The organism is Vallitalea sp. (genome assembly GCF_025211055.1).
Taxonomy (GTDB): Bacteria; Bacillota; Clostridia; order Lachnospirales; family Vallitaleaceae; genus Vallitalea.
The window spans coordinates 14,954-41,698 of the sequence record NZ_JAOARO010000007.1; the positions used below are offsets into that span (position 1 = coordinate 14,954).

Consider the following 26,745-nt stretch of genomic DNA (forward strand, 5'->3'; position numbering starts at 1 on the left):
ATGTGAGATAGTACCTAATTAAAACTTGATATTGAAGGCAGGTAAATATATGAAGAAAAGAAAGATGAATAAAAGAAATGTATCTATGTTATTTTTATTACCTTCTTTAGGACTCTATATATTAGTTAAAATAATACCAATGATACAGGGATTATTTTATAGTCTAACCAATTGGGATGGGATATCTAAAGATTATGATTTCATAGGGCTGAAAAATTTTGGTAAAGCATTTGCGGATGGAGAGTTTTTTAATGCTTTATTAGTAACTTTTAAATTTGTAATTATAGTTGTTGTAGTTGTTAATGTTCTTGCAATAATCTTTGCAGTTTTGCTAAATAATGCAGGTGTATTGACAAAAATATTAAGAAGTACATTCTTTTTACCAATTATTATAAGTAGAGTAGCTATTGCTTATATATGGAAGAATATCTATTCTTACAATGGATTATTGGATTATATACTAGGGGCAGTAGGATTAGGGGCCCTTAAACAAAGATGGTTAAGTGACCCATCTCTTGCTTTATATAGTGTATCTCTAACTGAAATATGGAGGATACTTGGATACCATATTATTATAATATTAGCAACTCTTCAAACAATACCTAAGAATTTATATGAAGCATGTGAAATTGATGGTGGTAGTGTATTTGCTAAGTTTAGATATATAACATTACCTCTTCTAAGACCTGGTATAACAGCTAGTGTTATTATGTGTACTATTGGTTCGCTAAAACAATTTGCGACAATTAAGATATTAACAGATGGTGGTCCTCTTGGAGCAACTGAGACGATATCTTTATATATTCTTGATCAAGCCTTTGAGTTTAATTATAGAGGGTATGCATCTGCATTAGCATTGATCCTTTTTGTTATTATTCTTGTTATTACTGTTACACAGAATCTTGTACTAGGCAAAAAGGAGGTAGAATTATAGTGAATAATAAAAGAGCATCTTTACTTAGAAAAATAGTTATTGTAATTGTTGGACTTATGATGTTTGTTCCTTTATATATATGTATTATTAACTCATTTAAAAGTACAGAAGATATTATAAGAAATCCTTTTTCACCTTTTGTAGATTTAACATTTAATAATATTAGATCAGTATTTGTTAATCCAAATATGAATATGTTTAATATGTATAAGAATTCCTTTGCTCTTGTTATTGTTTCTTTGATTATTATCCTTGTTATTACACCAATGGCAGGATATTATATTGCTAGGTCTTCTAAGAAAAGAGGAAATTTAATATTAACCATTTATTTGGCAGGTATGATGATACCACCTCAAGTTATGTTAATTCCGTTAGTAAAAATATATAGCAATTTAGGGCTTCTTGGAAGTTTTACAGGTATGTATATATTTTACTCAGGTGCTTTTGTATCCGTTGCAGTAATGCTTTTTAGCAAATATATTAAAAGTATACCTTATGAATTAGAGGAGTCAGCTTATATAGATGGAGCTAATCCATTAATGGTTTTTTGGCGTATAATATTTCCATTATTAAAGCCTGTAACAGCTACAGTTGCCATTTTTGTTGGTCGTGCAATTTGGAATGATTTCCTCATGCCTCTTTATCTATTAGGCGGTAAAGGAAGTGAGACAGTTACTACAGGTATTTACAAAGCTATTGGTCCTTATAGCGCTGATTGGGGTACTGTTTTTGCTACAGTATTTGTTTCTGCTATCCCTATGGTTATATTATTCTTGAGTATGCAAAAACACTTTATGGGTGGATTAACAGATGGTGCGGTTAAGTCGTAATCTTGTAGGGCAATTTTCACTATAATGTTTTTTATTTTATGCTGTATATAAAATACACTTACTACCTCAGGTATAAAGCTACTTATTCTCGTCTTCCTCCTTTGCATAATAATAAAATTTAAGGAGATGAAAAGTTTGGGATTAATATTGATAATATAATAGCCAATGGTTTTAGGAGAAGGTAAATAAGGTTTTTTAAATGAACATGGAGGGAAAGAATGATTACAAATAATACATATTTAGCTGAATATAATGATATTAGCAATGTTCAAGTTATCATACAGATAATAGAAAATAATATTTATTACCAAATAAATAAAAATAAGAAAATTATAATCAAGCCATCAAAAATACAAATATACGAAAAGTACAGTATGGTAAAACCTAATTGGAAAATAACGAAAATCGATGAAGAATATTTTGAGGGTAAATGGAAACCTGTATTGGGAAAATGTAAAGAAGTTATTAATAAATACAAAGAAATAAAGATATACTTAGAAGATGATAATAATGTTCAGATGAATTTAATCATACGCCTGTTTAATGATGGAATGGCATTTCGATACCAATGGCCTTTGCAGGATGGCATTACAGATGTTTATCAATTAGAAGAGAAGGTTGAGTATATTTTTGAAGATAATCATATGTGTTGGTATTCCAATGATGGCGAAGATCCTCAGACCATGAATAGAGGAGGAGAACTTATTAATGAATTTTCAACAGGTAATTCTCCAATAACCATTAAGGTCAATGAAAATTGTTATGTAGCATTACATGAAGCAAATCTTAAAAAGTATAATGTAGGTAGATTTATAGGTGGAGAAGCTGAAAATTCATTTACTATGATAAGTGATACTACAAGTACTTTACCACACTATTCACCTTGGCGTACAATTAATATTGTAGAAAAAGCTGAGCAACTTGTTGAATCCAATATGATAGAAAACTTAAATGAACCTTGTGCAATAGAGGATACATCTTGGATCAAGTCTGGTAAGAGTTACTGGGATTGGCGTAACCACGGATCAAAACAAGATGGCTTTACTTACGGGTTAAATAATGAAAGTATGAGACGATATATTGATGGAGCCGCAAAACATAACGTACAATATCTATTAATTGATGGAGGTTGGTACCAAAATCCTAATGTTGATGAGTCAGATCCAGTTGCTTATATAGAAGAAGTAGATATACCTAATCTGTCTAAATATGCTGAGAATAAGGGTGTTGGTTTGTGGTTGTATTTAGACGATAGGGCATTGAAGTTATATGATATGGATAGAACATTTTCAATTTATAAAAAGTGGGGAATCAAGGGTATTAAGCATGGATTTACCAAAAGTAGAGGGCAAGATAGAGTAGAATTTACTATTAAAGTGGCAAAAAAATGTGCAGATTACCAATTAATGTATGTTCCTCATGAACCTGTAAGACCATGGGGATTACATGTAACTTATCCTAATTTTGTTTCCAGTGAATTTGTTAATGCTCAATTTGATGGTCCAACAAGAGAGGCTGCATCACCAACTCATTTATGCATTATACCTTTTACAAACAATCTTGCAGGACCTTTAGATAGAAGCCCGGGTATGTTTGATCTTGATGGTGCAATAAATAGAGATAGAATACGTAGACAGCCTGTTACAACTATAGCTAGTCAGTTAGCACAATGTGTTATAATACATACAGCATTTTTAACATTAGCAGATAATCCTAATTCTTATATGAAGAAAGCAGATATGTTTGAGTTTATTAAAGAATTGCCTGAGATGAATTGGGAAGAAACCAAGTGTATAAAAGGTGATATTGGAAAATATGTAGCAATAGCAAGAAAGAGTAATGAACAATGGTTTGTTGGTTGTCAAAATAATGAAGATGCAAGAAGTCTTTCACTATCAATGGATTTCTTAGAAGAAGGAGTTAAGTATATTGCAAAGATATATGCTGATGGAGAAGACGCACATTATCTAGATAAGCGAGAATCTTATAAAATAATGACTAAGTCCATTACTTACGAAGATAATATTAATGTTAATCTAGCACCTGGAGGAGGTTGTGCTATTTGGATAAAAAAAGAGAAATAAAGTCTCCTAATATATTGTTTGCAATAGCTGATGATGCTTCTCATATGGGAGCATATGGACATAAGTTTGTAAAGACGCCATACTTTGATAGAGTTGCAACAGAGGGAATATTATTTAATAATGCATTTACTACTAACCCAAAATGTGCACCTTCTAGGGCTAGTATATTAACAGGAAAACATACGTGGCAACTAGAAGAAGCTTGTACACATTTTTGTGTTTTTCCTAATAAATATAAACTCTATCCAGACTTATTAGAAGAAGTAGGGTATCATGTGGGATTTACAGGAAAAGGCTGGGATCCAGGAGACTGGAAGCGTAACGGGCTTAAACGTAATCCGGCAGGAAATGACTATAGTGATATTAAATTAACACCTATTGATAATACTAACATATGTAATGTGGATTATTATGAAAACTTCAAAGTATTTATGAGTGAGAGAAAAGAAGATCAACCCTTTTACTTCTGGTATGGTAGTAAAGAACCCCACCGTCCATATATTCAAGGAGAAGGTAGTAGATTAGATACTACACTAGATGAGGTGGATGTTCCATCATATATGCCTAATGAAGAAGTGGTCAAATCCGATTTTCTAGATTATGCATCTGAGATTAATTATTTTGATGAACAGTTAGGTAAGATGCTTGATTATCTTCAAGAAATTGGAGAGTATGATAATACTTTGATAATAGTAACCTCGGATAATGGAGCACCTTTTCCAAGAATAAAAGGTCAGATGTATGAACAGGACTTTAACCTTCCATTAGCTATGTGCTGGAAAGAGGCAGTAAAAGGTGGTAGAGTAGTTGATGATTTAGTTAGTTTTATTGATTTTATGCCAACTTTTTTAGAAATTGCAGGCATACCAATAGATGAAGATTTACCAGGAAAGAGCTTAATGGATATTCTAGAATCTAATAAAGAGGGTATTATTAGTCAAGAACGAAAGCAAGTATATATGGGAAGAGAACGACATGATTTAGGTAGAGAAGATGATAAAGGATATCCAGTAAGATGTATAAGAACAGATAAGTTTTTATATGTTAGGAACTTTGAACCAAAAAGGTGGCCAGTGGGAAATCCAGAAACTAATTTTCCTAATTGTGATAACTCTCCAACAAAGAGTAGAATATTAGCTAATCAGCATGACCCAGATGATTATTATTTTAATATGTGTTTTGGAAAAAGACCTATGGAAGAATTATATAATATTCAAGAAGATGTAGAATGTATTCATAATCTATCCGCTCAAGGAGATTACCAACATATCAAAGAAGAATTATGGAATAATCTAAAGAATGAATTAAAGGAAACAAATGATCCTAGAATATTTGGTAACGGAGATATTTTTGATACATATGAGTATGTAAACGAGGCAAATTGTAAACATTCTTGGAAAAAATATATAGAGTCACAATAAAATTTTGCTACAAGGTATTTGTTTCAGCGATTGTTGAAGTAGGTGCTTTGTAGTAATTTTATAGAAATATGAGATAATAATATAACTTGAAAATACAATTCTCTAAACACAATATGCAGAAGTTATTCCAAAATGCACTATTAAGTTATAGAAATTACAAAAGATAGGAGTGAAAAAAAGATGGAAAAGAAACCCAACATTATTTACATCTTAGCTGACGATTTAGGATATGGCGATCTAGGATGCTACGGACAAAAAAAGATACAAACACCATACATTGATAAGATGGCTGAAGAAGGTATGCAATTTACCCACCAATATGGTGGAGCTCCTGTTTGTGGCCCTTCAAGAGCCTGTTTAATGACAGGTATGCATCAAGGAAGTGGTTATATCAAGGGTAATCCTGTAAAAGGTAATGACATTCCTCTTAGGGAACAAGATATTATAATACCAGAGATACTTAAGAAAAAAGGTTATGAAACAGCGTGTATTGGAAAATGGGGACTAGGTAATAGGGGCACATCTGGTTATCCTACCAATAAAGGATTTGATTATTTCTTTGGATATGATTCTCATAAATCTTGTCATAACTATTATCCTTCATTTTTATTAGAGAATGACCAAGAGTATCCTTTAAAAGAAGGCACATATAGTCATAATGTATTAACAGATAAAGCTTTAGAGTGGATAAAAGGTAGAAAAGATTCACCATTTTTTATGTACTTAGCCTATACACTTCCTCATAGCCCATATAATCCACCTAATAATCAGCCTTATGCTAATGAGAATTGGAACGAGAAATATAAAAATTATGCAACCATGGTTTCTATGCTTGATCAAGATGTAGGGAAGCTTATGAATTACCTAAAAGAACAGAATATGGATGAAGATACTCTAGTAATCTTTGCAAGTGATAATGGACCAGGAAGTAATTATACCAAAGAGGCAAAAGATATGGTGGATTTCTTTAATAGTGCAAGTCATTTTCGAGGTATGAAAAGAGATGTTTATGAAGGAGGAATTAGAGTTCCTTTTATAGCTTGGTGGCCTAGAACAATTTCAAAAGGTACCTCTCATCTAGTAACGGCTTTTCAAGATATATTACCAACTCTATGTGACATAGTAGGGGAAAAAGCACCAGTCAATATTGATGGTATTTCTATACTGCCTACGTTATTAAATGAAGGAGAGCAAGAAAAACACCGTAGGCTTTACTGGGAGTTCATTTATATGGGAGAGCCAACAGGAAGTAGACAATCTTGTTATGATCTAGAATTAGGGTTTAAAGGTGTACGATTTGGTAGTAAAGGTGAGTTAGAGTTATACCATCTTAATGAAGATGAAAAAGAACAATGTAATGTAGCTAATCAATATCCAGATATTGTCCAAGAACTTAAGGAATATCTAGATACTGTTAGAACAGAAAGTTATTATTGGCCATTACCCGAATATGGGTGGATGAGGAATAAGACTTGGTAATAATTACTTTGAAAAACGGTAGTTTTTAAAGAAGGAGCTGTTGCATTAGCAAATGAAATTTACTAGTGCAAAGCTCCTTTTTTATAAATAACTATTCTCCTAAACGTGCATCTTCTTGATTTAATAGTTTTCTTATTTCTTCACCTTTTATATCTCTGAACTTAACATTTTCTTTTACGGATTTATCCGCTGCTAATGCTGCTGCATGACCATAACCAAAACATTGTGAAATTACACGACAACTTGCTAATGCATGATGCTCAGCGCTAAGATTTCTACCTGCAACAATCAGGTTTTCACCAACTGCTGGAACTAAAGCGCCATAAGGAATTTCATAATAATCATTAATCAGCCAGAATAAATATGGCTTTTCTCCATTATGTAATTCAATAGGCCATGGACAAGCTACTATTCCGTCACTTCTTTTTCTAGCATTTTTAACATCTTCATTCAATAATTTATTAATTCCAACAATACTTCTAGTTTGTCTTACTCCAACTTCACAAGATAAATCATTGACAAATGATGCCTCACAGCCAGGTATGTATTCTTTGAAGAATTTTGCATATTCGTTAACTTGTTTACGTGCAACTTGTTCAGCTTCTGTATGGTCATCTGGGTCACATACATTAAGAAGATGTCCATCTCTGCCAGTAAGTAATGTTACATTCATAAATAATTCATTAGGTCTTGTTGTATGGTATACCCAAACCTTAAGTCTAGGAAGCTCAGCTCCTTTTTCGATAGCTTTTTTCATAGCTTCTGTTACTTTATCAGGAGATATTCTATCTTCACCCCAATAATCAAAGAATTTTTCTACATCAACTCCACCAAGACGGAAAATCATAGTTGGGTTTTGAATTACACCGTTATCACCCATAGTATATTCATAACCCGCACGATAGATAATATCAGCATCCCCAGTTGCATCAATCATAACTTTTGCTCTTATCTGAGCTAGACCACTTTTTGTATCAATTACAACACCTTTGAATTCATCAAAATCTTTGATGACACCTACTATTGTTGAATGATATAATATTTGTCCACCTGCTTCTAGAATCATGTCTTCAGCAACTTCCTTGAAGATTTGTGGGTTATGGGGTACTAAAAATGTTTTGCCGTATGGTTGAGGTTCGGTAACACCATTTTTTTCTTTTAATGCTTCATAAAATTTATTAGTCCATCCAAACACTGCTTGCCTTGGTTCTTCTTCTAATGGATTATCGCAACCATAGAACATTCCACAGAATGTACCTGAGTATCCAGCTACAGATGCTCCACCTAAAAAACCAAGTCTTTCTACAAGTAATGTTTTGTTATTATGTCTTGCTGCTGTCTCAGTGGCTGCTATCCCAGCTGGGCCACCACCTGCAACTAGAACATCTACTTCATCATAAACTGGTAAATCACAATTTGAGTCAAATACAATTAAACTTTTATATTTCTTCATAATAATTCCTCATCAATTTCTATTTTTATTATCAATAATTGTTTTTAAGTCTTTAGTTTCTAATACTGCTGCAATAATAATTCCAACCAATAATGCCCAAAACGCTGAACCAATACCTAAAAATGATTTTTGGGATAATGCTATAAAGAATGCGAAGAAAGCTGAAACTTGGAATTTATTAGCTTTGAAAGCTGATTGTAGAGATGATAGAATAACTCCAACCATTGCTAAACCTGCTACTAGATATATTAATTTAAGTGGCATAGTACTTAAGAAAGGTACTAATAAACTAGCAAAGATACCAATGATAGAACACCATATACCACATACAACAGCAGCAGCATAACGATCATCTTTATTGTCCCCTGATTCTTCAGATGCAACGATTGCTGTCATAGGACCTGCAATATTAGCATTATGTCCACCAAATAGAGAAGTTACAACTCCTCCAATACCTGACCATATAGTCATACTCTTAACTGGTGGTTCATAATCTTGGCTTTTTAATACACCAATAGCTTGAGCATTTTCTGCACCAATTACAAGAAGGGCTAATGGAAGAGATACTGATACAAAAACTCCTCCTACGTTTTCAAAAGAATATCCAATAAATTTTGGACCATAGAATTTAATACCTTCTAAAGCTGAGGCATCATATAATCCAAAAGCAAATACACATATAATTACGACTGCAAAAGCAGCTAGAATTGGAGGTATAACCTTAATTACTGGTCTAAGCTTAGTGAAGATTAACCATGCTACAATGGCAAATAAAGCAATTAATAGATACTTACCATAATTAGGTTCACTCATATTGCTTGACCAATTAAAGATATAGTTGACCATATTCGTTACAAATTTGAATAAACAACCTGCAGTCATCCCCATTACAATAGGCATAGGCAAGAATTTCATTACCTTACTGATTAGTCCTGTTACACCTAATATAAGTACTAATATACCTGCTAACAAAAATCCTGTACATAACTGCTGTAAAGAATAACCTGCTCCGGCTCCTGATACGACAATTGCGGCACCTGATATAGACCAAGCTCCAGGTATAGGCTCTTTATACTTCAATGATAAAATGATTCCTAAGATAGGCCCGAATACCCAACATGCAAAGATCCAAGAAGAGGTTTCTTGCATACTCCATCCACAAGCATTACCATTAGCGAATAAAATAAGTGCTGTACACCAGCCAAAAATACCTGCAATTACACCTGAGCTGATTGTCTTAGAATTTAGATGTTTTGGTAGATCTTTAATACCTTGAATAATGCTGTTATTATTCATATTAATCCTCCTTAAAAAATTATGATAGGGCTTAACAACACTAAATAGAAATACATTCCATTGTAAATCTTGTTAATAAAATGTATTTTAATATTATAGTGAAGTTTAGTAGATAAAAATTTAGACTATAATATATTAATAATATGACTGTAATATATTACTGATATATTATAATAATAATTTACCATTTAATAATGAAAAAGTCAATATGTAATGTTATATAATCAGTGAGCTAGAAAAAGAAAAATCTCTTTTTGTATATATGATAAAAATATTAATTATGTTATAATTCAATAGAAGAGGAGGAGAATCAGAATGGAAAAGTACAAGTTTAAACAAAAAAATGTTGATTTTCTTGTTGACGATGCAAGTAAGAAAATAGAAGAAATGATTGTCACAGCAGAGTTAAAGCCAGGAAGTATTGTTTCTGAAAAAGAAATAAGTGAATATCTAGGGATTGGGCGTACTCCTGTTCGTGAAGCATTGAAACGACTAGAACCAACACATTTATTTAAAACTATTCCTCGTAAAGGAATTTTAATACGTATAGTTACTGTTGAAGAATTATTATTACAGATGGAACCTAGAAAAGTATTAGAAGAGTTAGTTGTCAAAAGAGCTGCAAAATATGCATTTTCAGCAGAGAGAGAAAAATTAAGACAATTAGCAAATGAATATAGAAAAGTCACGGAGGAATGGGCACCAGCAATAGAGTCTTTGAGAATTGATGATGAATTTAATAGATTATTATGTAAAGCAAGTAAAAATCCATTTATAGGGCAAATGCTATTACCTCAACATGCCTTAGCCAGGAGACAATACTATCTTAACTATTTTATTGACAAGGAGTTAACTGCAAGAGTTAATTATAGCCATGCAAAACTAATGGATGCTATTGCTGATGGAGATGCTAAAAAAGCATTATTGGAATTAGATGAGTTATTTAAAAATCTAAAGGAATTTAATAGTATTAGTCTTTCTACTTGGATACAATTAGACGATAATTAATAGTCTAAGAAGTAATAATTCATTTATCTATAGACATGTCACTTAATGAAATTTTAAGTCGACATGTTTTTTATTAGAGCTAACCACCAAAATTATTTGACATATACAACAATATAGAGTAAAATTATAATGTTTGTGACATATAATTATGTCTGTAGACAATAAAAAAACTTAATTTACAATATTTTATGTAACAATTTATAGTTGCCTACGAACAAATATGTTAAAATTATATCAATGTTATAATCAATAATTTTAGGAGGCAAGATAATATGGGTATTTTTTATGAAGTAACAAGTTTTTCCGCATGGGCAATTTGGCTTTTTGTTGTATTTGCTTTAATGGCATTTAATGAGCTTGGTCGTTCAACAAAATGGGGTGGAATTGTACTGTTTTTAATTGTTCCGATAGTGTTAACTATCTCCGTTTGGCCAACAACTGCAGCTCCAGGAAATGAATATGGTACTGGTAATTGGTTTAATTGGGTAAAAACATATTCTGCTCTTGCAGGGTGTCTTGGTTTTATGGCTATTCGTTTTATTCCATCACTAGCAAAGAAGAGATGGGCATTATGCTTTCCACCACTTATCTTAGGACTTAATATACTTGAAGCAGCTTTTAGAGATTTTCAGTGTTTTACATATGGAGCATGGAATGGAGAATACATAAACAATCTATGGGTAATGTCAGGGTCATGGAATATCATGAATGGAATAGCAGGTATTCTTAATGTCATAGCTATATGTGGTTGGGTTGGTATTTTTATATCAAAAGATAAAACAAAGGATATGATTTGGCCTGATATGATATGGGCTTGGATCATAGCGTATGATATATGGAATTTCGCTTATACATATAATTGTATTGCAGATCATTCATTCTACTGTGGTTTAGCATTACTAATATCTTGTACAGTTCCTGCTTTCTTTATTAAAAGAGGAGCTTGGTTGCAACATCGTGCTCAGACACTTGCTTTATGGATTATGTTTGTTATGACTGTACCCTCATTTGCTGACCGTATAGCCCCAGTATCAACTACACACAATCCAACTGCATTTTTTATAGTAAGCTTATTAGCTCTAATCACAAATGCTGCACTTGTAATCTATCAATTCAATAAAATACGTAAAAACAGACTTAATCCATTAAAGGATGAGATATATGCAGATACAAAAACATATAAAAAAGTTGTAGCAGAAAACGTATAATAGAGTATCAGTAGAATTATTCAATTTGTCTGCTTTAAGGAGAGATATCAAATTAAATGGGTGGTTTCATTATTGGTGTAGTAATAATACTTGGGGGGTAAAAGATGAAAATACAAAGTGAAGCTAATTTCACTGTGTTTGAAGCAACAAGTATGATTGTTGGACACAGCATTGGTACAGGTATAATCGCAGTACCTTTTTTAGCAACTAAAAACAATCTTAGAGACGTTATATTAATGGTGATATTAGCCTATTTCATAAACGTTATCTTACATTTGATTATTGCAGAATTATCCTATAATAATGGCGGTGTTCAGTTAGTTAAGAGTTTTGAAGGAGAATTATTCAGAGGAAAAGCAAAAAAAATATTTAGTTGGATTATGTTTACAGTTTATGGATTAGCAATAGTTGTTGGTGTCAGTGGTAACATTAATGGTGGTGCTATGATAATATGGAGCTGGCTTGACATACCATTTTCATTAGCTCAGCTCATATATTATATTCTAGCAGGCATAGTAGTATTTATGGGAATGAAGGCTGTAGGTATTGCTCAGAAGTATACGGTATCTTTACTGATAGTAATAGTTATTGCTATCAGCATTGGAACATTTATGAAACCTATGAATGCTATTGGGTCATCAAAAGTACATATTAATAATCTTCTAGGATTATACAGTATGGTCGTTTTTGCAACCTCTGCTAACCAAGCGGTAATTCAATCTGTAAAAGGGTTGAAAGGAAATGTTAAGAAAATCAGGACTTCAATATTTTTAGGTTTTGCTATATCATCTATTTTTATTTTGATTGTAACTATTACGGTTCTGTTGGGTGTGAATAATTCCCTTGATAAAGAATTAGCCTATCTACAACTAGGTGAAAATATTGGCCATTGGGCAGCCGTACTGGCAGGTTTGTTTTCATTATTTGCCCTTTTAACAACGTTTTGGTCAAATACTTTAAGCCTTCGTGATGTAGTACATGAACAGATAGGAATAAATAATAAGGTTTGTTGGTTACTGGCTACAATACCATCATTACTATTTGCTATATTTGGTGTAAATAGTTTTATTATCTTAACAAGGATAATGTCAGGTGTAGTAGTACTTGTGGCTGTCATGCTGGTATTTACTTATAATAGGTCTAGGAAAAAAGCTGGTACTAGTCCTATCTGCGGTCGATTTGGAAAATTGGTATTTCAAGTTATCATGATAATATCAACTATAATCTGTGCAGTTGGTGCTATGATACCTTTAACTTAATTAGGAGGAGAGATAATTATGTATAATGATCCTAATTTCTACAAAGACAAAGACAATCATTTTGCTATAAATATTGGTGATGGACCATATAAAATATTACAATTGACTGACTTACATTTTGGTTTTGGAATATTGTCTAGAAAACAAGATAGATTAGGTATGGATGCAGTAACTAAGTTGGTGGAAAGATCAAAACCAGATTTGATAATACTTACAGGAGACAGTATTTTTCCTTTTATATTTAAATCCGGTACTAGAAATAATATCAAACAAGCTAAGAAATTAGTTGGGTTTATGGATTCATTTGAGATTCCTTATGCATTTTCATTTGGTAATCATGATATTGAAATGGGTTCAAAAGGAAATAAAGATCAGATATCAGATATTATTATGAACGGTAAGAACAGTGTTTTTACTAAAGGGGATAAAGAACTTACTGGTGAAGGTAATTACATAATAAAACTCATTGATAAAAAAGAAAAATTACTTATGGTACTTGTTATATTGGACTCAAATATGTATGGGGAAGGATGGTTCTTCAGTGGATTTGACTGTATACATAAGGAGCAGACGAAGTGGTGTATGGACGAATTATCGAGACTAAAAAAACAAAGTGAAGACCTGAAGGCTTTAGCTTTTTTTCATATGCCATTACCTGAATTCAAAGAAGCTTATGAAAGGATGAAGTTAGGGGATAAAAGTGTTGAATATCATTTCGGTAGTATTGGTGAAAGCAACGATTATTTTGGTATATCAAAAAATAACTATGGGTTTTTTGAAAAAGCAGTAGATAATGGTGTAATCAAAGGTGTTTTTTGTGGTCATGACCATCTTAATACACTTTCACTAACTTATCAGGGTATCGTGATGACATACGGTATGTCAATTGATTTTTTGGCATATAAAAACATTGGAAAGAGATATACACAGAGAGGTGGAACTCTAATTACAATAGATAATGAAGGTTTTTTTAAGGTTAATCCAGTACCTCTAACAACTGTTGTCTCAGACTTTGTTAGAGGTCAAAATAAGTAATATTAGTACAAAAGCATATTTATAAATTATCATTTTGACTAATATATAACTTATGCATAAAATATATTATAAAAGCCATAAATATTGACGACAAAATATTTTAATGTTATAATTTTAACAAAGGCCATACGTATCAATAATGGTATAACCAAGAGACGAATGACGTTTTATAGCCTATGTTTACCACTAATAGTAAACGTAGAGATTGATATAAGGAGAAGCGTTAAAATGTTTACATTTAATTTTGAAGGCGGTGCGTCCGTAATTTCTATTTGGCTTGTCTGGCTACTAGTATTTACTGTATTATTTGCTTTGAACGAAATAACAAGGAGGTCTAAAATAGCTGGATTTACTGGCTTTGTCATTTTGCCTATTATACTTTCTGTTCTTTGGTTTACAATATTAAAAGATACTACATATACAGACTGGTTTCATCTTGTTAAGGTATATTCTTGTACTGCAGGTTGTATTGGTTTTTGGTGTATCAGACATATACATAGAAAAAATAAGAAGACTGGTAAACAATGGCATCTTTACAATAACCGGATAGCTCTTTGTTTTCCACCACTTATTCTTGCAATCAATATTTGTGAAGCAGTAGCACGTGATATTGAAATAGGTATCAATTATGTTAATGGAGGTTTTCTTGCTGATGAAGCAATGTATGTAGTTGGAGGAGCATGGAATTATATGAACGGTGCAGCTGGTATTATTAATATAATTACCATTACGGGTTGGTTCGGAATATGTATCCGTAAGATAACCAAGAAAGATAAAAGTCAAGATATGTTATGGCCGGATATGATGTGGTTTTGGATTGTAGCTTATGATATCTGGAACTTCGCTTATACATACAATTGTTTACCTGGTCATGCTTGGTATTGCGGATTTGCTTTACTACTAGCTCCTACTGTATGTGCATTCACTATTGGAAAAGGCGCTTGGTTACAGCATCGTGCTCAAACATTAGCATTATGGTGTATGTTTGCACAGACTTTCCCTGCATTTATCGATAAAGGTAGATTTGCAGTTTCATCAACATATAATACAACAGCTTTAACTATATGGAGTTTTGCAGCATTGGTAGCCAATGCTTCTGTACTTGCATTCATGATTTATAAGATTGTAAAAACCAAGAGAAATCCATACGCTGGAGAACTATATGTGGATATGAAGGGTTACAAAGTAGTAAAAGCTCTTGCTAAAAATTAATAACAAGAATAAAGCACTACGGAGTTTTGTCTGTAAATTCCTTAAATACTATTGAATAATAATTCTGGGTATTGAATCCAACTGATACAGCTATATCTAAAAGCGATAAATTAGTATTCTTGAGTAGTCAGTACATAAGTCATCCAGATTAATGCATTGTGTATAATTTTCATGTATGTATTGGATGGCTTTTTTTACATGGACATTGAACTTTAAATTACTCATACCTTTACTAAAATTATTATCCGCAATATTCAATATTATAGAAGAAAAAAATTCTAGACAGCTTTTGGGTTTGTAGGGGATATGTTCATTTCCGATTTTTTCACATCTAATAGGACCAATTATATTACTGATTATGTGTAAATGTAAATGAATCACTATAAAAAATCTATAAACAAAGCTGTTGAGAAAGTCTAACAATTTCAGATTCAAGGAAGTTAATACTTTCTATAATTAAAATCCTTATAGTGTATCACTAGATACACTTTTTTTAATGAGATTATGATAAAATTACCTCACCAATGAAAATGAATTGCGTTTTCATAAATTATTTGATACAGGAGGTAATAAATTGTATAGCATAGGAATTGATATAGGATATTCATCAATAAAAATAATATTGATGGATAGCAACTGCGAAATTAAATATAGTAACTATCTGTTACATAAAGGAAAAGTAAAGCAAATCCTAACAAAAACACTTGAAGATATACTAATACAGTATAATAACCATGATATTAAATTAGGAGCTGTTACTGGTAACGGAAGTAAGTTTTTATCCAAAGCAAATAAAGCTTGTTTTGTTAATGAAGTTGCATCAATAGTAGAGGGGAGTACTAAAACAGATGGCAACATTAAATCAATAATAGAGATTGGTGGAGAAAGTGCTAAATATATTACAGGCTTTGAAGGAAAAGATAAATCTAAAATACAAATTGCCATGAACTCCAATTGTTCTGCTGGAACAGGTTCTTTTTTAGAGGAACAAATGTCAAGGCTCAATCTAAAGTTAGAGGATTATTCACTATATGCCAACAGAGCTAAATCAATACCAAGAATAGCAGGTAGGTGCAGTGTGTTTGCTAAAACAGACATTACTCATCATCAACAGGAAGGAGTACCCATTGATGATATTTTACTTGGCTTGGCATATGCAATGATTAAGAACTATAGGGGAACTATTATCAAAAAGTTACCACTTAAAAAACCTATTCTTTTTTCAGGTGGTGTTGCTCATAACCAGGGTATAATTACCGCTATAAAAGATGTACTTAATCTGAATGATGGGGATTTGATTATTCCAGAATATTTTAGTAATATTGGTGCTTATGGAACAGCAATCATAGCTAAAAATGATGAGCTTAGTATTAACCTTCTAGATTTACTTAACTATGTGAAATCTAACGAAGATTATAGCAATGAAGATAATGAGGTTAGACTGCCAAAATTAATTGACTATGGTAATGGGGATAGTTTTGACAAACATATATATAAATCTATAGAAGATAAAACAAAAAGTTTAGATTGCTATTTAGGTATTGACATAGGGTCTACCAGCACTAATCTAGTGCTAATGGATGTAAACAAGGATATAATTTCATATAAATATCTAAAAACTCTAGGGAATCCAATAGAAGCCGTTAGATTGGGATTAAAAGTATTAATGAAAGAATTCGGTGACAAAATTAATGTTATAGGTGTTGGTACTACTGGTTCTGGTAGATACATGATAGGTAAATTCATAGGAGCTGACGTTGTAAAAGATGAGATTACTGCTCAAGCCAAAGCAGCTGTAACAATAGATAAAAGTGTTGATACCATTTTTGAGATTGGAGGGCAAGACTCAAAATATATATCTATAAAGGACGGTGTAGTAACTGACTTTCAGATGAATAAGATATGTGCAGCTGGAACAGGGTCTTTTATTGAAGAGCAAGCTAAGAAATTCAATATTCCTATAAATGAATTTGGTGATATGGCACTTAATGGGGATACCCCTATTAATCTAGGAGAAAGATGTACTGTTTTCATAGAAACCAGTATCGCATCTAATATATCAAGAGGAGCTAAATTGGAGAACATTGCTTCTGGACTTTGCTATTCAATCGTAAAAAATTATATTGGAAGAGTAGTAGGGCAGAAAAATATAGGTAATAAGATATTTTTACAAGGAGGAGTCGCATTTAATCAAGGTATAGTCAATGCTTTTCGAGCATTAACTGGAAAAGATATCGTTGTTCCGCCTTTCTTCAGTGTTACAGGAGCATTTGGGGCTGCTATATTAGCTAAAGAGGGTATGACAAATAAGGAAACTAAATTCAAAGGTTTTGATATTGAAAATAAAGAGTTCCTAGAAAAACATAGAGAGGATAAATTAAAGCAAGATAATACTTCAATATTTAATAACAAAGTTACAGAAATAGTATTTGACGGTTATAAAAATAATGTTGATGATAATAAGAAAACTGTCGGGATACCAAGAGCACTTTTCACATTTGGTATGTTTTCCATGTTTCATGGAATTTTTAAAGACTTAGGTTTCAATGTAGTATTATCTGAACCTACCAATGAGGAGACTATTCGTCTAGGGCAACAATATGCACTTGATGAGACCTGCTATCCTGTAAAATTGATAACTGGTCATGTAGCAGAATTAGTTAAAAAAAATGTGGATTATATATTCTTCCCTGATTTGTTTTCAGTAGATCATCCAGGTTCCAAAAGCAGAGTCAATTATGGTTGTGCTTTCATGCAGTTAGCTTTTAAGGTAATGAATCAAACTATGGAGTTGGATAAAAAGGGAATACAATTATTATCTCCAACTTTTGCTTTTAATCTAGGAAAGAAGTTTATGATGGAGAGTTTTTCTAAGATGGGAAAACAATTGAACAGAAGCAAGGAGCAGATTCAGAAGGCACTAGGTAAAGGTACAGAAGCTTACTATAGATTTGAAGAAAAGATGAAGGAAAATGGTAAGAAAGTTCTTACATCAATAAAACCAGAAGAAAAGGTATTCGTTATGATATCCAAGATATATGGTGTTGCTGACCCAATGTTAAATATGGGAATACCTTCAAAACTTATGGATATGGGATACAAGGTAATTCCATTCTATGATTTGCCAGAAGGGGATATTTCAAAAGAATACCCTAATATGTTCTGGCCTTTTGGTCAACACATATTAGAACCAGCAAAGCTTGTTAAAGAACATCCCAATTTATATGCTATATTGTTAACGCATCATGGCTGTGGACCAGATTCAATCATTTCACACTATTTTAGAGAAGAAATGGATGGTAAACCATATCTTCACATTGAGGTAGATGAACATTCATCTGGTGTAGGAGTAATAACGAGAGTAGAAGCTTTTATTAACAGTCTCAATTCAATAGGTGTAAAAAAAGCAAATCCAGTAGAATTTTATCAAAAAAAGATAGTGCATAAAGAAACAAATATAAAATATTCTTTGAAGGATATAGATGAAGATACAATAGTTTATCTGCCTTATTTATATCCCTATTCAGATATTTTTAAGGAGATTTTGAACTATCATAAAATAGATGCAAGGACATTACCAGAAACAAGCCAAAGCTCTATATACATGGGAAGAAGATTCACAATTACTGAAGAGTACTTTTCTTTGACAGCTTTATTAGGAGATATTTTTTCAGAACTTTCTACCCTAAAAGAAAAGAATAAGAAGGTATCATTCTTAATACCACGTAATGAGGGAACTGAGACAGATGGACAGTATGGTAGATTACTCAGAACGAAACTTGATGAGGAAGGGTATAAGAATGTAGATGTAATTTCTCCGTTCATTGAAGATGCGTTAAATACCCAAGAAAACTATGTAACTTCAATATGTTTAGGTTTGTTGGCTGGTGATATAGTAAGAGCAGCGAGGATAGATTATAGAGATAAATATTTAAAGGATATTCTAAAGTATATTAAGAGCGATAATCTTACAGTTGATAAATTAATTGAGATAGCTAATGACGTAAATGAAAAATCAAAATCCATGAAATATAATAAAAAGATTCTAGCTACTGGAGAAATTTGGATACTATATAACCATATCCTCAATAATGACGTTTTTGGCAAATTAGAAGATAAAGGACATAAAATAGTCTATAGTCCTTTGAGTGAAACAATATGGCTATTATGGAAAGACTTCTTGGGCCAGAATATTGACAAAGTAAGTTTCATTCAGCAACAAAGATTAGATAGATTCAAGGAAATGATTATTCTAATATCGAAAGCTTTATCAAGTCAATCACCATTTGAATATGATATAGACAATCTAGTAACAACAGCAGATAGGACTATAGGTTATTATTCTGGAGCAAATGGAAGATATAGAGAAGCAAAAGTATTAGGTCAGCTTAATGGAATAGATGGAAACATAACTGTTGCATCTATGTATGAAAATACAGGAATCGTACTAGGTATATTGCATAAAGGATTTGAGCAGGGTAACGAGAAACCTATTCTTAATCTTACCTTTGATGGCAATAAAAATGAAAATCAGGAAACCAAAATTGAGTCATTTATGTATTATTTATAAGTTTTATTCCTAGTAGTTAATATGCATAATCCCCATGTGATATTCGGATATTGAAGAGGGGGATTGTTTCCTTGATCTAGGTTGTGGATCAGGAGATAGGCGTATTGTTATTATTGAATGTAAAAATGGACTTAGAATATATAATGTTGAAATGCAATGAAACTCTCGAATTGAATTTCGGGAGTTTTTTGTATTTTAGTATAGATGATTTGAATCTGATTATAACTTAATAATATTTTTTTGTGTAATTATTAAAATATATGTGCATATATATGTTAATGGATTAAAAATCAAAATCATTTATAAAAGGAGGTAAAATGAATGGATAATTTCCAAATAGAATTGGCAATTGTAAAAAAAGAAGAAGAGGAAAAAGAAAAATGTATGTGTATGTGTGTTAATAGTGTAGGTTATGGTTCTGGTGCAGGAATTTTTGAAGAAGAATAATAATAGTCTCACTCATCAACAGATGGGTGAGACTATAGATTAAATGAAAATGGATAACCCTTCCTATAAAATATACAAGGAATAGTGGCTCATAGAGTAATGGTTAGAAGATATATTTTGTTAAACAAATTGTAATAATAGAGTATATATGTGCATATATATATTAATGACTTTAGAATTAAACAAATAATAACATTTTGTTATAATATTAAATAATTATAATTAAATATGTAACTTTATTTAGTTATAAAATGATTCTGAGACATAATTATATTATACATAAATAATCTAAATATGAAAGGGGGTCAATGAATGGACTTTCAAGTTGAATTAGCAAAGCAAGATAAAGAAAAAGAAAAAGATAAGTGCGCTTGTTTATGTGGTTTAAGTTCTGGCGGCGGTTCTGGTGCAGGAATCCTTGAAGACGAGGAGTAATAATTCTTCAGTGGGGTTGCCTTATAATACATTTGTTTTAATGTCAGCTTATCATCTACAATATATGTATTATGAGACAGCCCCAATAGTTTTTGTTGAAAGTAAGACTAGCTTAATTTAAGAGTATATAGCTTTTATAATAAATGATGTTTAAAACTAGTAAACAGGATAACCCTAATATAATTATAGCAAAAGCTAAGTTTATGAGAAAAAGGGAGTTTTTGTATGAAATTAATATATGATGAAAAAATCATTATAGAGAAATACGATGATGAACATTACATAATATATTCTCCATTCAATCACAACTTTCTAAAAGTTAATGAAGCCATGAAAGCTTTGATTGTATATATTATTCATAAGAGGGGGAATGTAGACTTATCGGATATAGTTGATTATTTTAAACAATATGATATGAAGTTGATGGAAGAAGAAGTTAAGAAGCAGATAGATATCTTGGTTGAAGCCAAACTATTTTTTTATAATCGAAGGGATTATATAAAGTCAGAAGTTATAACTCTGGAAGATTATAGATTTCCGCCAGGACAAGAGATAGATATGGTATATATCCATCCAACTCTAAGATGTAATTTTAACTGTTCTTATTGCTACAATAAAGCTCTAGCTGCAACACAACAAGAATTGACGACTATACAATGGATTGGGATAATAAATAAATTGAAAGCACAGGATATTAATTATTTCATTTTCACTGGAGGAGAACCTCTTATGAGAAAAGATCTATTTGATATCATAAAATCAATAAAAGATGATAATACAAGAGTAGAGATATTATCAAATGGTTCTCTACTTATGAAACAAGTGGATAAGCTATTACCATTGGTGGATTCTTTTGTAGTCAGTCTTGATAGTCTTGATATTAAAAAAAATGGTATAAACCGAAGTGAAGTAGGATTTAATAACATAATCAGATTAATAGAATATTTCTCAAAAACAGCACCTAAGAAGCTAAAAATAAGATCCGTAATTACTAAGGAAAATGTGGATACTATACAAGCTTTCAATGATGAAATATACCAAAACTATGGAATAAGATGTATTAATGTAAGATTCATACCTAATAATAAAGAAGAAATATCTTTAATGACTGAACCTCCTATGCCAAAAATTGATACAAACAAAAAGTACAAAATGGATATGGGGATAAAAAAATATCGATGTGGTGCATGTTCTAACATAATAGCCATAAACCCAGAAGGAGATATATATCCTTGTCAAAGTTTGATGTTACCAGAATTCAAGATAGCCAATATACTAGATGAGAATTGGCGTATTCAGTTGGCTGAATCAGAAATAACACAGAAATTTCGAAATATTAAAGTGAATAATATAGATGAATGTAAAGATTGTTCATATAGATATATATGTGGAGGAGGATGTCCAGCCATAGCATACAAAGTATATGGAGATCTGAACCATCACATATCATTCTTTTGTGATTATCTTAAAAAGGAATCTAATCAAAGATTAAGATTAGCTAAATTCGTATCAAGGTAGTAATTAACTTAAGGAGTGGTGATATGTCTGCATTAAGTGCTAATAAATATAAAGAAGATAAACCAGCTAATACTGTAAATGGCATAAAAAATATACTTGACAATATAGGTATTGAATTAGATGAAGGAATACACCTTAATTCTGCTAAAGAATTTCATTCTATACATCTAAGAGTTAAAGGAGCAAATATATTAAATGTAAATGGCAAAGGTACAACTTATGAATATGCACTAGCAAGTGCGTATGGAGAATTCATGGAAAGACTTCAGAATAAAGCATTATATCATTATAAGATAGATTTATGTGATGAGAGTAAAAAGTATCTTGGATTCTATAATTCAACTGATGAAAAATATCTTAGTATTGAAGAGTTTTTATCTAGTGAGAAGGATTTGGTATATAGATTATTCAATACTCATAATAATGATAAGGAGAAAATTGAAGTTCTAAGAGATCTTACATTTATGACTCCAGATGAGTATTCCTGTGATTTTGTATGTATTCCATTTTATAATATAAATACCAACAAATTAAATTATGTACCTCTTAACATAATAGATATTTGTTACTGTTCTAATGGGATGAGTGCAGGTAATACAATAGAAGAGGGATTGGTTCAAGGTCTTTCAGAAATTGTTGAGAGATATGTTAATAAGAAAATTCATCAAGAAAAAATAACCCCTCCTACTATTCCTATGAGTTATCTAAAGAAGTTTCCTTTGCCATATAAGATGATTGAGCGAATAGAGGAGATTGAAAACTATAAGGTAATAATAAAGGATTGTTCCCTTGGTGGAAAATTTCCTGTAGTAGGATTAATCATAATAGATAAGAATACTCAAAAGTATTTTTGCAAATTTGGTTGTCATCCAGTTTTTGAAATAGCCCTGGAAAGAACTTTAACAGAATTATTGCAGGGAAAACGTTTAGAAAACATATTTGATATGGTTAGTTTTTCTTATATAAATAAAAAGATAGAGGTTAAAGAAAACTACGATAGCATATTTATCAATGGGGCAGGTTACTACCCAACAGAATATTTTGGTGATGAATTCAGTTATCCTTTTGTAGGTATAAAAGATAACTCTAAATTGAACAATAAAGAAATGCTTGGATATCTAATTAACCTTATAACCCAAGAGGGGTTTGAGATATTGGTGCGAGATGTTTCATATTTGGATTTTCCTTCATTTAATATTATTGTTCCTGGTATGAGCGAGATTAACGAATTAAACAAAGAGAATATAAATGAAGCTAAAATACATCATAATATTAGACAAAAATTAAAAAATCTTAATAATCTAATAGATGAGGATGTAGAAGAAATAGTCACATATATGAAAAAGAAATACTATACTAATCAAGATACAATAGTCAATCTTTTGAGAGTTCCCCTTGATGATTCTTTTTCTTATAACAATCTAAGAACAGACTTGTTTTATGCTTGTATGCTTTACAAAGTAGAAAGATATGAAGAAGCATATAACGAGTTGAATAAATTTGTAAAGTATCTTAAAAAGAAAACAAACATCAATAAAATGGCTTTGGATTATTATAAATGTTGTAGAGATTATATTGGAGGCAGAGCAAAAGAACAGGATGAAACTCTTGTTAAGAGTATATTGGAAAAATTCTATTCGGAAGATATGGTAGACAAAGTTATAGAAGATTTGTGCAATCCAAAAGATATATTCAAATATCATAGTGTATTAAAATGCTTTGAATGTGATAAGTGTAATCTAAAAGAAAAGTGTTCCTATGACAAAATAATGAGTATTCATAAAAAATTAAAAGAACGACAAATAGCAGCTAATATTAATCAAATGAATTCATTTGTAAAATTACTTGAGTGATAGTCGCTTATAGAAAAGAAGGTGTGATATGAACACGATTATTAATCATATGAAAAGATATAAAAAGTACATAGTATTAACAATCCTATTAATATGTATCCAGACCTTATTAAATTTTATTGGTCCATTAATAATAAGGGAAATACTGACTAATGTAGAAATTGATAAACAAAGTAATATAATATATTATTTTGTTATATTTTTGGCAGCATTAATCACAATATATATATTAAAAATTATATCAAGCTTTATTTATACTAGATTCGCATTAAAATTTAAAGTTGATGAAAGCAAAAATATGTATCATAATCTATTCAAAATAAAATTTTCTTTTATAAGCAAGTTTGAACCATCCTATTTTATTACTCGTATAAAACAAGCTGTAGATAATCTTTTTAATCTGTTGGGAGATAAGGTTTCCAGAGCGGCTATAGCTACTCTGACAATAATTATTTCTTTGTATTTTGTAATGAATGTAAGTATTTATTTAGTTGTCTTATTCGTAATATTATCGATACTTAATTTCTATGGATACAAAGGCATAAATAATAAGTTGAAAGAAGATAGTAGCAAATTACAAAAAACTTGTGCTGAAAATTTTAAGAACATAATTAATGTAGTGCAGAATATTGAACAGATTAAACAAATAGGGGAGTATTCAGGTTTTGTGAATATGACGGGCAGGTATGTTCACAAAATAGAAAAAGAGAACAATAAGCTTTTGCTTAAATCAAATGTAATCAGTGTAGTGCTTGGATTTATAATAGATATAATAAAAAATTCTGTTTTGCTATTATCCATATATCTGTATTTCAAAGAGCAGATTATATTTGCGGATATAATTTTCATCAACATGATATTGAATATATATTTCTCAGCTTTAACTGATTTGAAAAATATAAATATTAGCCTTAGAGATGTCAGAGCATCCATGAAATTCATTAACGAAGAATTATTAGATAATTTGGAAGAACAAAATTCTGTAGTAGAATTAAATACTATTGATGATATAAAATTCAATATTAATGAATTTGGATATGACAATGAAAAAAGCATATTAAAGGATATAGATTTCAAGATAAACAAGAAAGATAAAGTAGCACTTGTTGGTGAATCAGGTAGTGGTAAATCAACATTAATAAAACTATTGTTGAATCTGTATGATTTTAATGATATATATATAAATAATATACCAATAGAAAGATATGAATTAAAGTCTATCAGAAGAAAAATATATGTAATCAGTCAGAATACTTATATGTTTCCAGGAAGCATCAAAGATAATATTGTGGTAGGTATGAATAATTATGAAGAAGATAAATTAGATAAAATACTTGATTATTCATTTTTGGAACCTTTCAAATCATTACCTGAGGGTTTAGATACGCCAATTAGAGAAAAAGGACTTAATTTTTCAGGTGGACAAAAACAAAAAATAGTTATTGCTAGAATGCTCATGTATGATCCTGACGTCATAATTTTTGACGAATCCACTTCGGCTCTTGACAGTAATTCCGAAGATACTATATTTAATGATATTGAGGATTTCCTCAAAAATAAAACAGTAATAAAAGTTTCTCATAGATTATCATCTGTGCAGAATTCAGATTATATAGTTGTTTTAAAGGATGGTAAAGTGGAATCAATAGGTAATCATGATGAGTTATTAGAAAAAAGTAAAGAATATAAACGATTGTTTACGAGACAAATTACAAACTAGACCAAAAGGAGAAGAATATGCCTGATCTACAAAGTTATTTAGACAATGTTTCAAGAATACAATTGGAAATGCAGGCTATACATCCTCTATATAAGAGAAACTATCCTTTAATTATTGTTAAGGATGACGAGGGTTATATTTATGATAAGAAAGATCATGAAAGCTATTGTTTCATAAAAAAATTCAGATTTTCTATCCATGTTTTAGATGATATAGCTGCATGTTTCTGCCTTAATGATTATTATAACAAGTTTTGCTGTTTCATAGGGTATGAATTATTAGATAAAGAGATATTCCCAATACTTTGTCTGCATGAAATGGTTCATTGTTATCAAGGAGTAGAAGCTGAAGAAGAGTTAAAAAAGAAATTAATGATATATGATGAAAATTCGCCTATGTGGGAAGTTGATTATCCATTTAATTATGGTGATAAGAACTTTGTGAAATTATTTGATGAGTATCTGTATTCACTTAGTAATGAGGATATTAGCCAAGTCATAGAGAAAAGAAAAACATTATTAGATAACCTTAATGATGATGATAGGGAATTTATTATATGGCAGGAATGGAAGGAAGGACTAGCTAGATTTTTAGAAAATAGAGCTAGGGAACATATTGGGATAAAAAACAATATTAAAGGAGCCAAGAAACCTTATTCCAGGATTTCTTTTTATAGGTCAGGGGATTTGATTATAAGTTACATTTGCAAACATAAGCCCCAATTAACAAAAGATATAAGAAGATTGTTTGAAGTTTTATACAAAAACAAATCAATTGAATATTGGTAAAGTGCTTTATCAAAGCTATTGGAGTCTATAGATAACATAAAATCTATAGACTCCTTTTAAATTACAGGGGCGTGGTCTAACTCCACCGTCTTTAGACGGTATACGCTTTTAGCCTTATTATTATTGTAAAATGTCCATACTTTAGCTAGAGGTGATAAGTATGGAGAGTTATAACAGAAGTAGTCATGCTATATA

The 26,745-nt window shown here is 30.9% G+C and carries 19 protein-coding genes; 17 read left to right on the top strand and 2 right to left on the bottom strand.

Features of this window, described 5'->3' with window-relative positions; all coding sequences use genetic code 11:
* Positions 1-49: 49 nt before the first annotated feature.
* The 5 genes from N4A55_RS01185 (at position 50) to N4A55_RS01205 (ending at position 6,748) form a co-directional block, all read left to right on the top strand.
* Positions 50-934: a carbohydrate ABC transporter permease gene (locus N4A55_RS01185; RefSeq protein WP_293753573.1), complete on the top strand. Its 885-nt coding sequence runs from the start codon at positions 50-52 to the stop codon at positions 932-934.
* A complete protein-coding gene (locus N4A55_RS01190) occupies positions 934-1,764 on the top strand; it encodes a carbohydrate ABC transporter permease (RefSeq protein WP_293753574.1) in 831 nt (276 codons plus the stop codon). Before N4A55_RS01185 ends, N4A55_RS01190 begins: the two co-directional genes overlap by 1 nt.
* Positions 1,765-1,982: 218 nt before the next feature.
* Positions 1,983-3,848: a glycoside hydrolase family 97 protein gene (locus tag N4A55_RS01195; RefSeq protein WP_293753575.1), complete on the top strand. Its 1,866-nt coding sequence runs from the start codon at positions 1,983-1,985 to the stop codon at positions 3,846-3,848.
* On the top strand, positions 3,827-5,269 hold the full coding sequence (locus tag N4A55_RS01200) for a sulfatase family protein (RefSeq protein WP_293753577.1): 1,443 nt from the start codon (positions 3,827-3,829) through the stop codon (positions 5,267-5,269). Before N4A55_RS01195 ends, N4A55_RS01200 begins: the two co-directional genes overlap by 22 nt.
* Positions 5,270-5,449: 180 nt before the next feature.
* The gene (locus N4A55_RS01205; protein ID WP_293753579.1) at positions 5,450-6,748 is read left to right on the top strand and encodes an arylsulfatase; all 1,299 of its coding nucleotides are present in this window, start codon (positions 5,450-5,452) and stop codon (positions 6,746-6,748) included.
* Between the two features lie 91 nt (positions 6,749-6,839).
* On the opposite strand, the gene N4A55_RS01210 is transcribed toward N4A55_RS01205, so the two are convergent.
* Both N4A55_RS01210 and N4A55_RS01215 read right to left on the bottom strand, forming a co-directional pair.
* Entirely contained in the window at positions 6,840-8,201 is a 1,362-nt protein-coding gene (locus tag N4A55_RS01210) for an FAD-dependent oxidoreductase (RefSeq protein ID WP_293753580.1), read from the bottom strand.
* A 12-nt stretch (positions 8,202-8,213) separates the two neighbouring features.
* Positions 8,214-9,497, bottom strand: a complete 1,284-nt coding sequence (locus N4A55_RS01215) for a benzoate/H(+) symporter BenE family transporter (RefSeq protein WP_293753582.1) — start codon at positions 9,495-9,497, stop codon at positions 8,214-8,216.
* A 315-nt stretch (positions 9,498-9,812) separates the two neighbouring features.
* Here N4A55_RS01215 and N4A55_RS01220 point away from each other — a divergent pair, with 315 nt between their 5' ends.
* The 12 genes from N4A55_RS01220 to N4A55_RS01280 all read left to right on the top strand — a co-directional run bounded on the left by N4A55_RS01220 (position 9,813) and on the right by N4A55_RS01280 (position 26,550).
* Entirely contained in the window at positions 9,813-10,505 is a 693-nt protein-coding gene (locus tag N4A55_RS01220; protein WP_293753583.1) for a GntR family transcriptional regulator, read from the top strand.
* Positions 10,506-10,777: 272 nt separating this feature from the next.
* A complete protein-coding gene (locus tag N4A55_RS01225) occupies positions 10,778-11,713 on the top strand; it encodes a DUF5692 family protein (protein WP_293753584.1) in 936 nt (311 codons plus the stop codon).
* Between the two features lie 104 nt (positions 11,714-11,817).
* Positions 11,818-12,972 (top strand): aromatic amino acid transport family protein, encoded by a 1,155-nt coding sequence (locus N4A55_RS01230; RefSeq protein ID WP_293753585.1) that lies wholly within the window; start codon positions 11,818-11,820, stop codon positions 12,970-12,972.
* Positions 12,973-12,990: 18 nt separating this feature from the next.
* On the top strand, positions 12,991-14,007 hold the full coding sequence (locus tag N4A55_RS01235; protein WP_293753586.1) for a metallophosphoesterase: 1,017 nt from the start codon (positions 12,991-12,993) through the stop codon (positions 14,005-14,007).
* A 228-nt stretch (positions 14,008-14,235) separates the two neighbouring features.
* The gene (locus N4A55_RS01240; protein WP_293753588.1) at positions 14,236-15,219 is read left to right on the top strand and encodes a DUF5692 family protein; all 984 of its coding nucleotides are present in this window, start codon (positions 14,236-14,238) and stop codon (positions 15,217-15,219) included.
* A gap of 574 nt (positions 15,220-15,793) precedes the next feature.
* Positions 15,794-19,789, top strand: coding sequence for an acyl-CoA dehydratase activase (locus N4A55_RS01250; RefSeq protein ID WP_293753589.1), 3,996 nt, complete (start codon positions 15,794-15,796; stop codon positions 19,787-19,789).
* 321 nt (positions 19,790-20,110) lie between these two features.
* Positions 20,111-20,236: a hypothetical protein gene (locus N4A55_RS01255; protein WP_293753590.1), complete on the top strand. Its 126-nt coding sequence runs from the start codon at positions 20,111-20,113 to the stop codon at positions 20,234-20,236.
* 312 nt (positions 20,237-20,548) lie between these two features.
* Entirely contained in the window at positions 20,549-20,671 is a 123-nt protein-coding gene (locus N4A55_RS01260) for a hypothetical protein (RefSeq protein WP_293753591.1), read from the top strand.
* Positions 20,672-20,896: 225 nt separating this feature from the next.
* Positions 20,897-22,189: a radical SAM/SPASM domain-containing protein gene (locus N4A55_RS01265; protein WP_293753592.1), complete on the top strand. Its 1,293-nt coding sequence runs from the start codon at positions 20,897-20,899 to the stop codon at positions 22,187-22,189.
* Between the two features lie 23 nt (positions 22,190-22,212).
* Entirely contained in the window at positions 22,213-24,042 is a 1,830-nt protein-coding gene (locus N4A55_RS01270; RefSeq protein WP_293753593.1) for a YcaO-like family protein, read from the top strand.
* Between the two features lie 28 nt (positions 24,043-24,070).
* Positions 24,071-25,762: an ABC transporter ATP-binding protein gene (locus N4A55_RS01275; protein WP_293753594.1), complete on the top strand. Its 1,692-nt coding sequence runs from the start codon at positions 24,071-24,073 to the stop codon at positions 25,760-25,762.
* A 17-nt stretch (positions 25,763-25,779) separates the two neighbouring features.
* Positions 25,780-26,550, top strand: a complete 771-nt coding sequence (locus N4A55_RS01280) for a hypothetical protein (RefSeq protein WP_293753596.1) — start codon at positions 25,780-25,782, stop codon at positions 26,548-26,550.
* Positions 26,551-26,745 lie beyond the last annotated feature (195 nt).

Bases quoted from the DNA above. Each gene is read 5' to 3' on its own strand.
- N4A55_RS01185 (WP_293753573.1), top strand. From the start codon at position 50: ATGAAGAAAAGAAAGATGAATAAAAGAAATGTATCTATGTTATTTTTA.
- N4A55_RS01195 (WP_293753575.1), top strand. From the start codon at position 1,983: ATGATTACAAATAATACATATTTAGCTGAATATAATGATATTAGCAAT.
- N4A55_RS01205 (WP_293753579.1), top strand. From the start codon at position 5,450: ATGGAAAAGAAACCCAACATTATTTACATCTTAGCTGACGATTTAGGA.
- N4A55_RS01210 (WP_293753580.1), bottom strand. From the start codon at position 8,201: ATGAAGAAATATAAAAGTTTAATTGTATTTGACTCAAATTGTGATTTA.
- N4A55_RS01215 (WP_293753582.1), bottom strand. From the start codon at position 9,497: ATGAATAATAACAGCATTATTCAAGGTATTAAAGATCTACCAAAACAT.
- N4A55_RS01220 (WP_293753583.1), top strand. From the start codon at position 9,813: ATGGAAAAGTACAAGTTTAAACAAAAAAATGTTGATTTTCTTGTTGAC.
- N4A55_RS01225 (WP_293753584.1), top strand. From the start codon at position 10,778: ATGGGTATTTTTTATGAAGTAACAAGTTTTTCCGCATGGGCAATTTGG.
- N4A55_RS01230 (WP_293753585.1), top strand. From the start codon at position 11,818: ATGAAAATACAAAGTGAAGCTAATTTCACTGTGTTTGAAGCAACAAGT.
- N4A55_RS01235 (WP_293753586.1), top strand. From the start codon at position 12,991: ATGTATAATGATCCTAATTTCTACAAAGACAAAGACAATCATTTTGCT.
- N4A55_RS01240 (WP_293753588.1), top strand. From the start codon at position 14,236: ATGTTTACATTTAATTTTGAAGGCGGTGCGTCCGTAATTTCTATTTGG.
- N4A55_RS01255 (WP_293753590.1), top strand. From the start codon at position 20,111: ATGGATAATTTCCAAATAGAATTGGCAATTGTAAAAAAAGAAGAAGAG.
- N4A55_RS01260 (WP_293753591.1), top strand. From the start codon at position 20,549: ATGGACTTTCAAGTTGAATTAGCAAAGCAAGATAAAGAAAAAGAAAAA.
- N4A55_RS01265 (WP_293753592.1), top strand. From the start codon at position 20,897: ATGAAATTAATATATGATGAAAAAATCATTATAGAGAAATACGATGAT.
- N4A55_RS01270 (WP_293753593.1), top strand. From the start codon at position 22,213: ATGTCTGCATTAAGTGCTAATAAATATAAAGAAGATAAACCAGCTAAT.
- N4A55_RS01275 (WP_293753594.1), top strand. From the start codon at position 24,071: ATGAACACGATTATTAATCATATGAAAAGATATAAAAAGTACATAGTA.
- N4A55_RS01280 (WP_293753596.1), top strand. From the start codon at position 25,780: ATGCCTGATCTACAAAGTTATTTAGACAATGTTTCAAGAATACAATTG.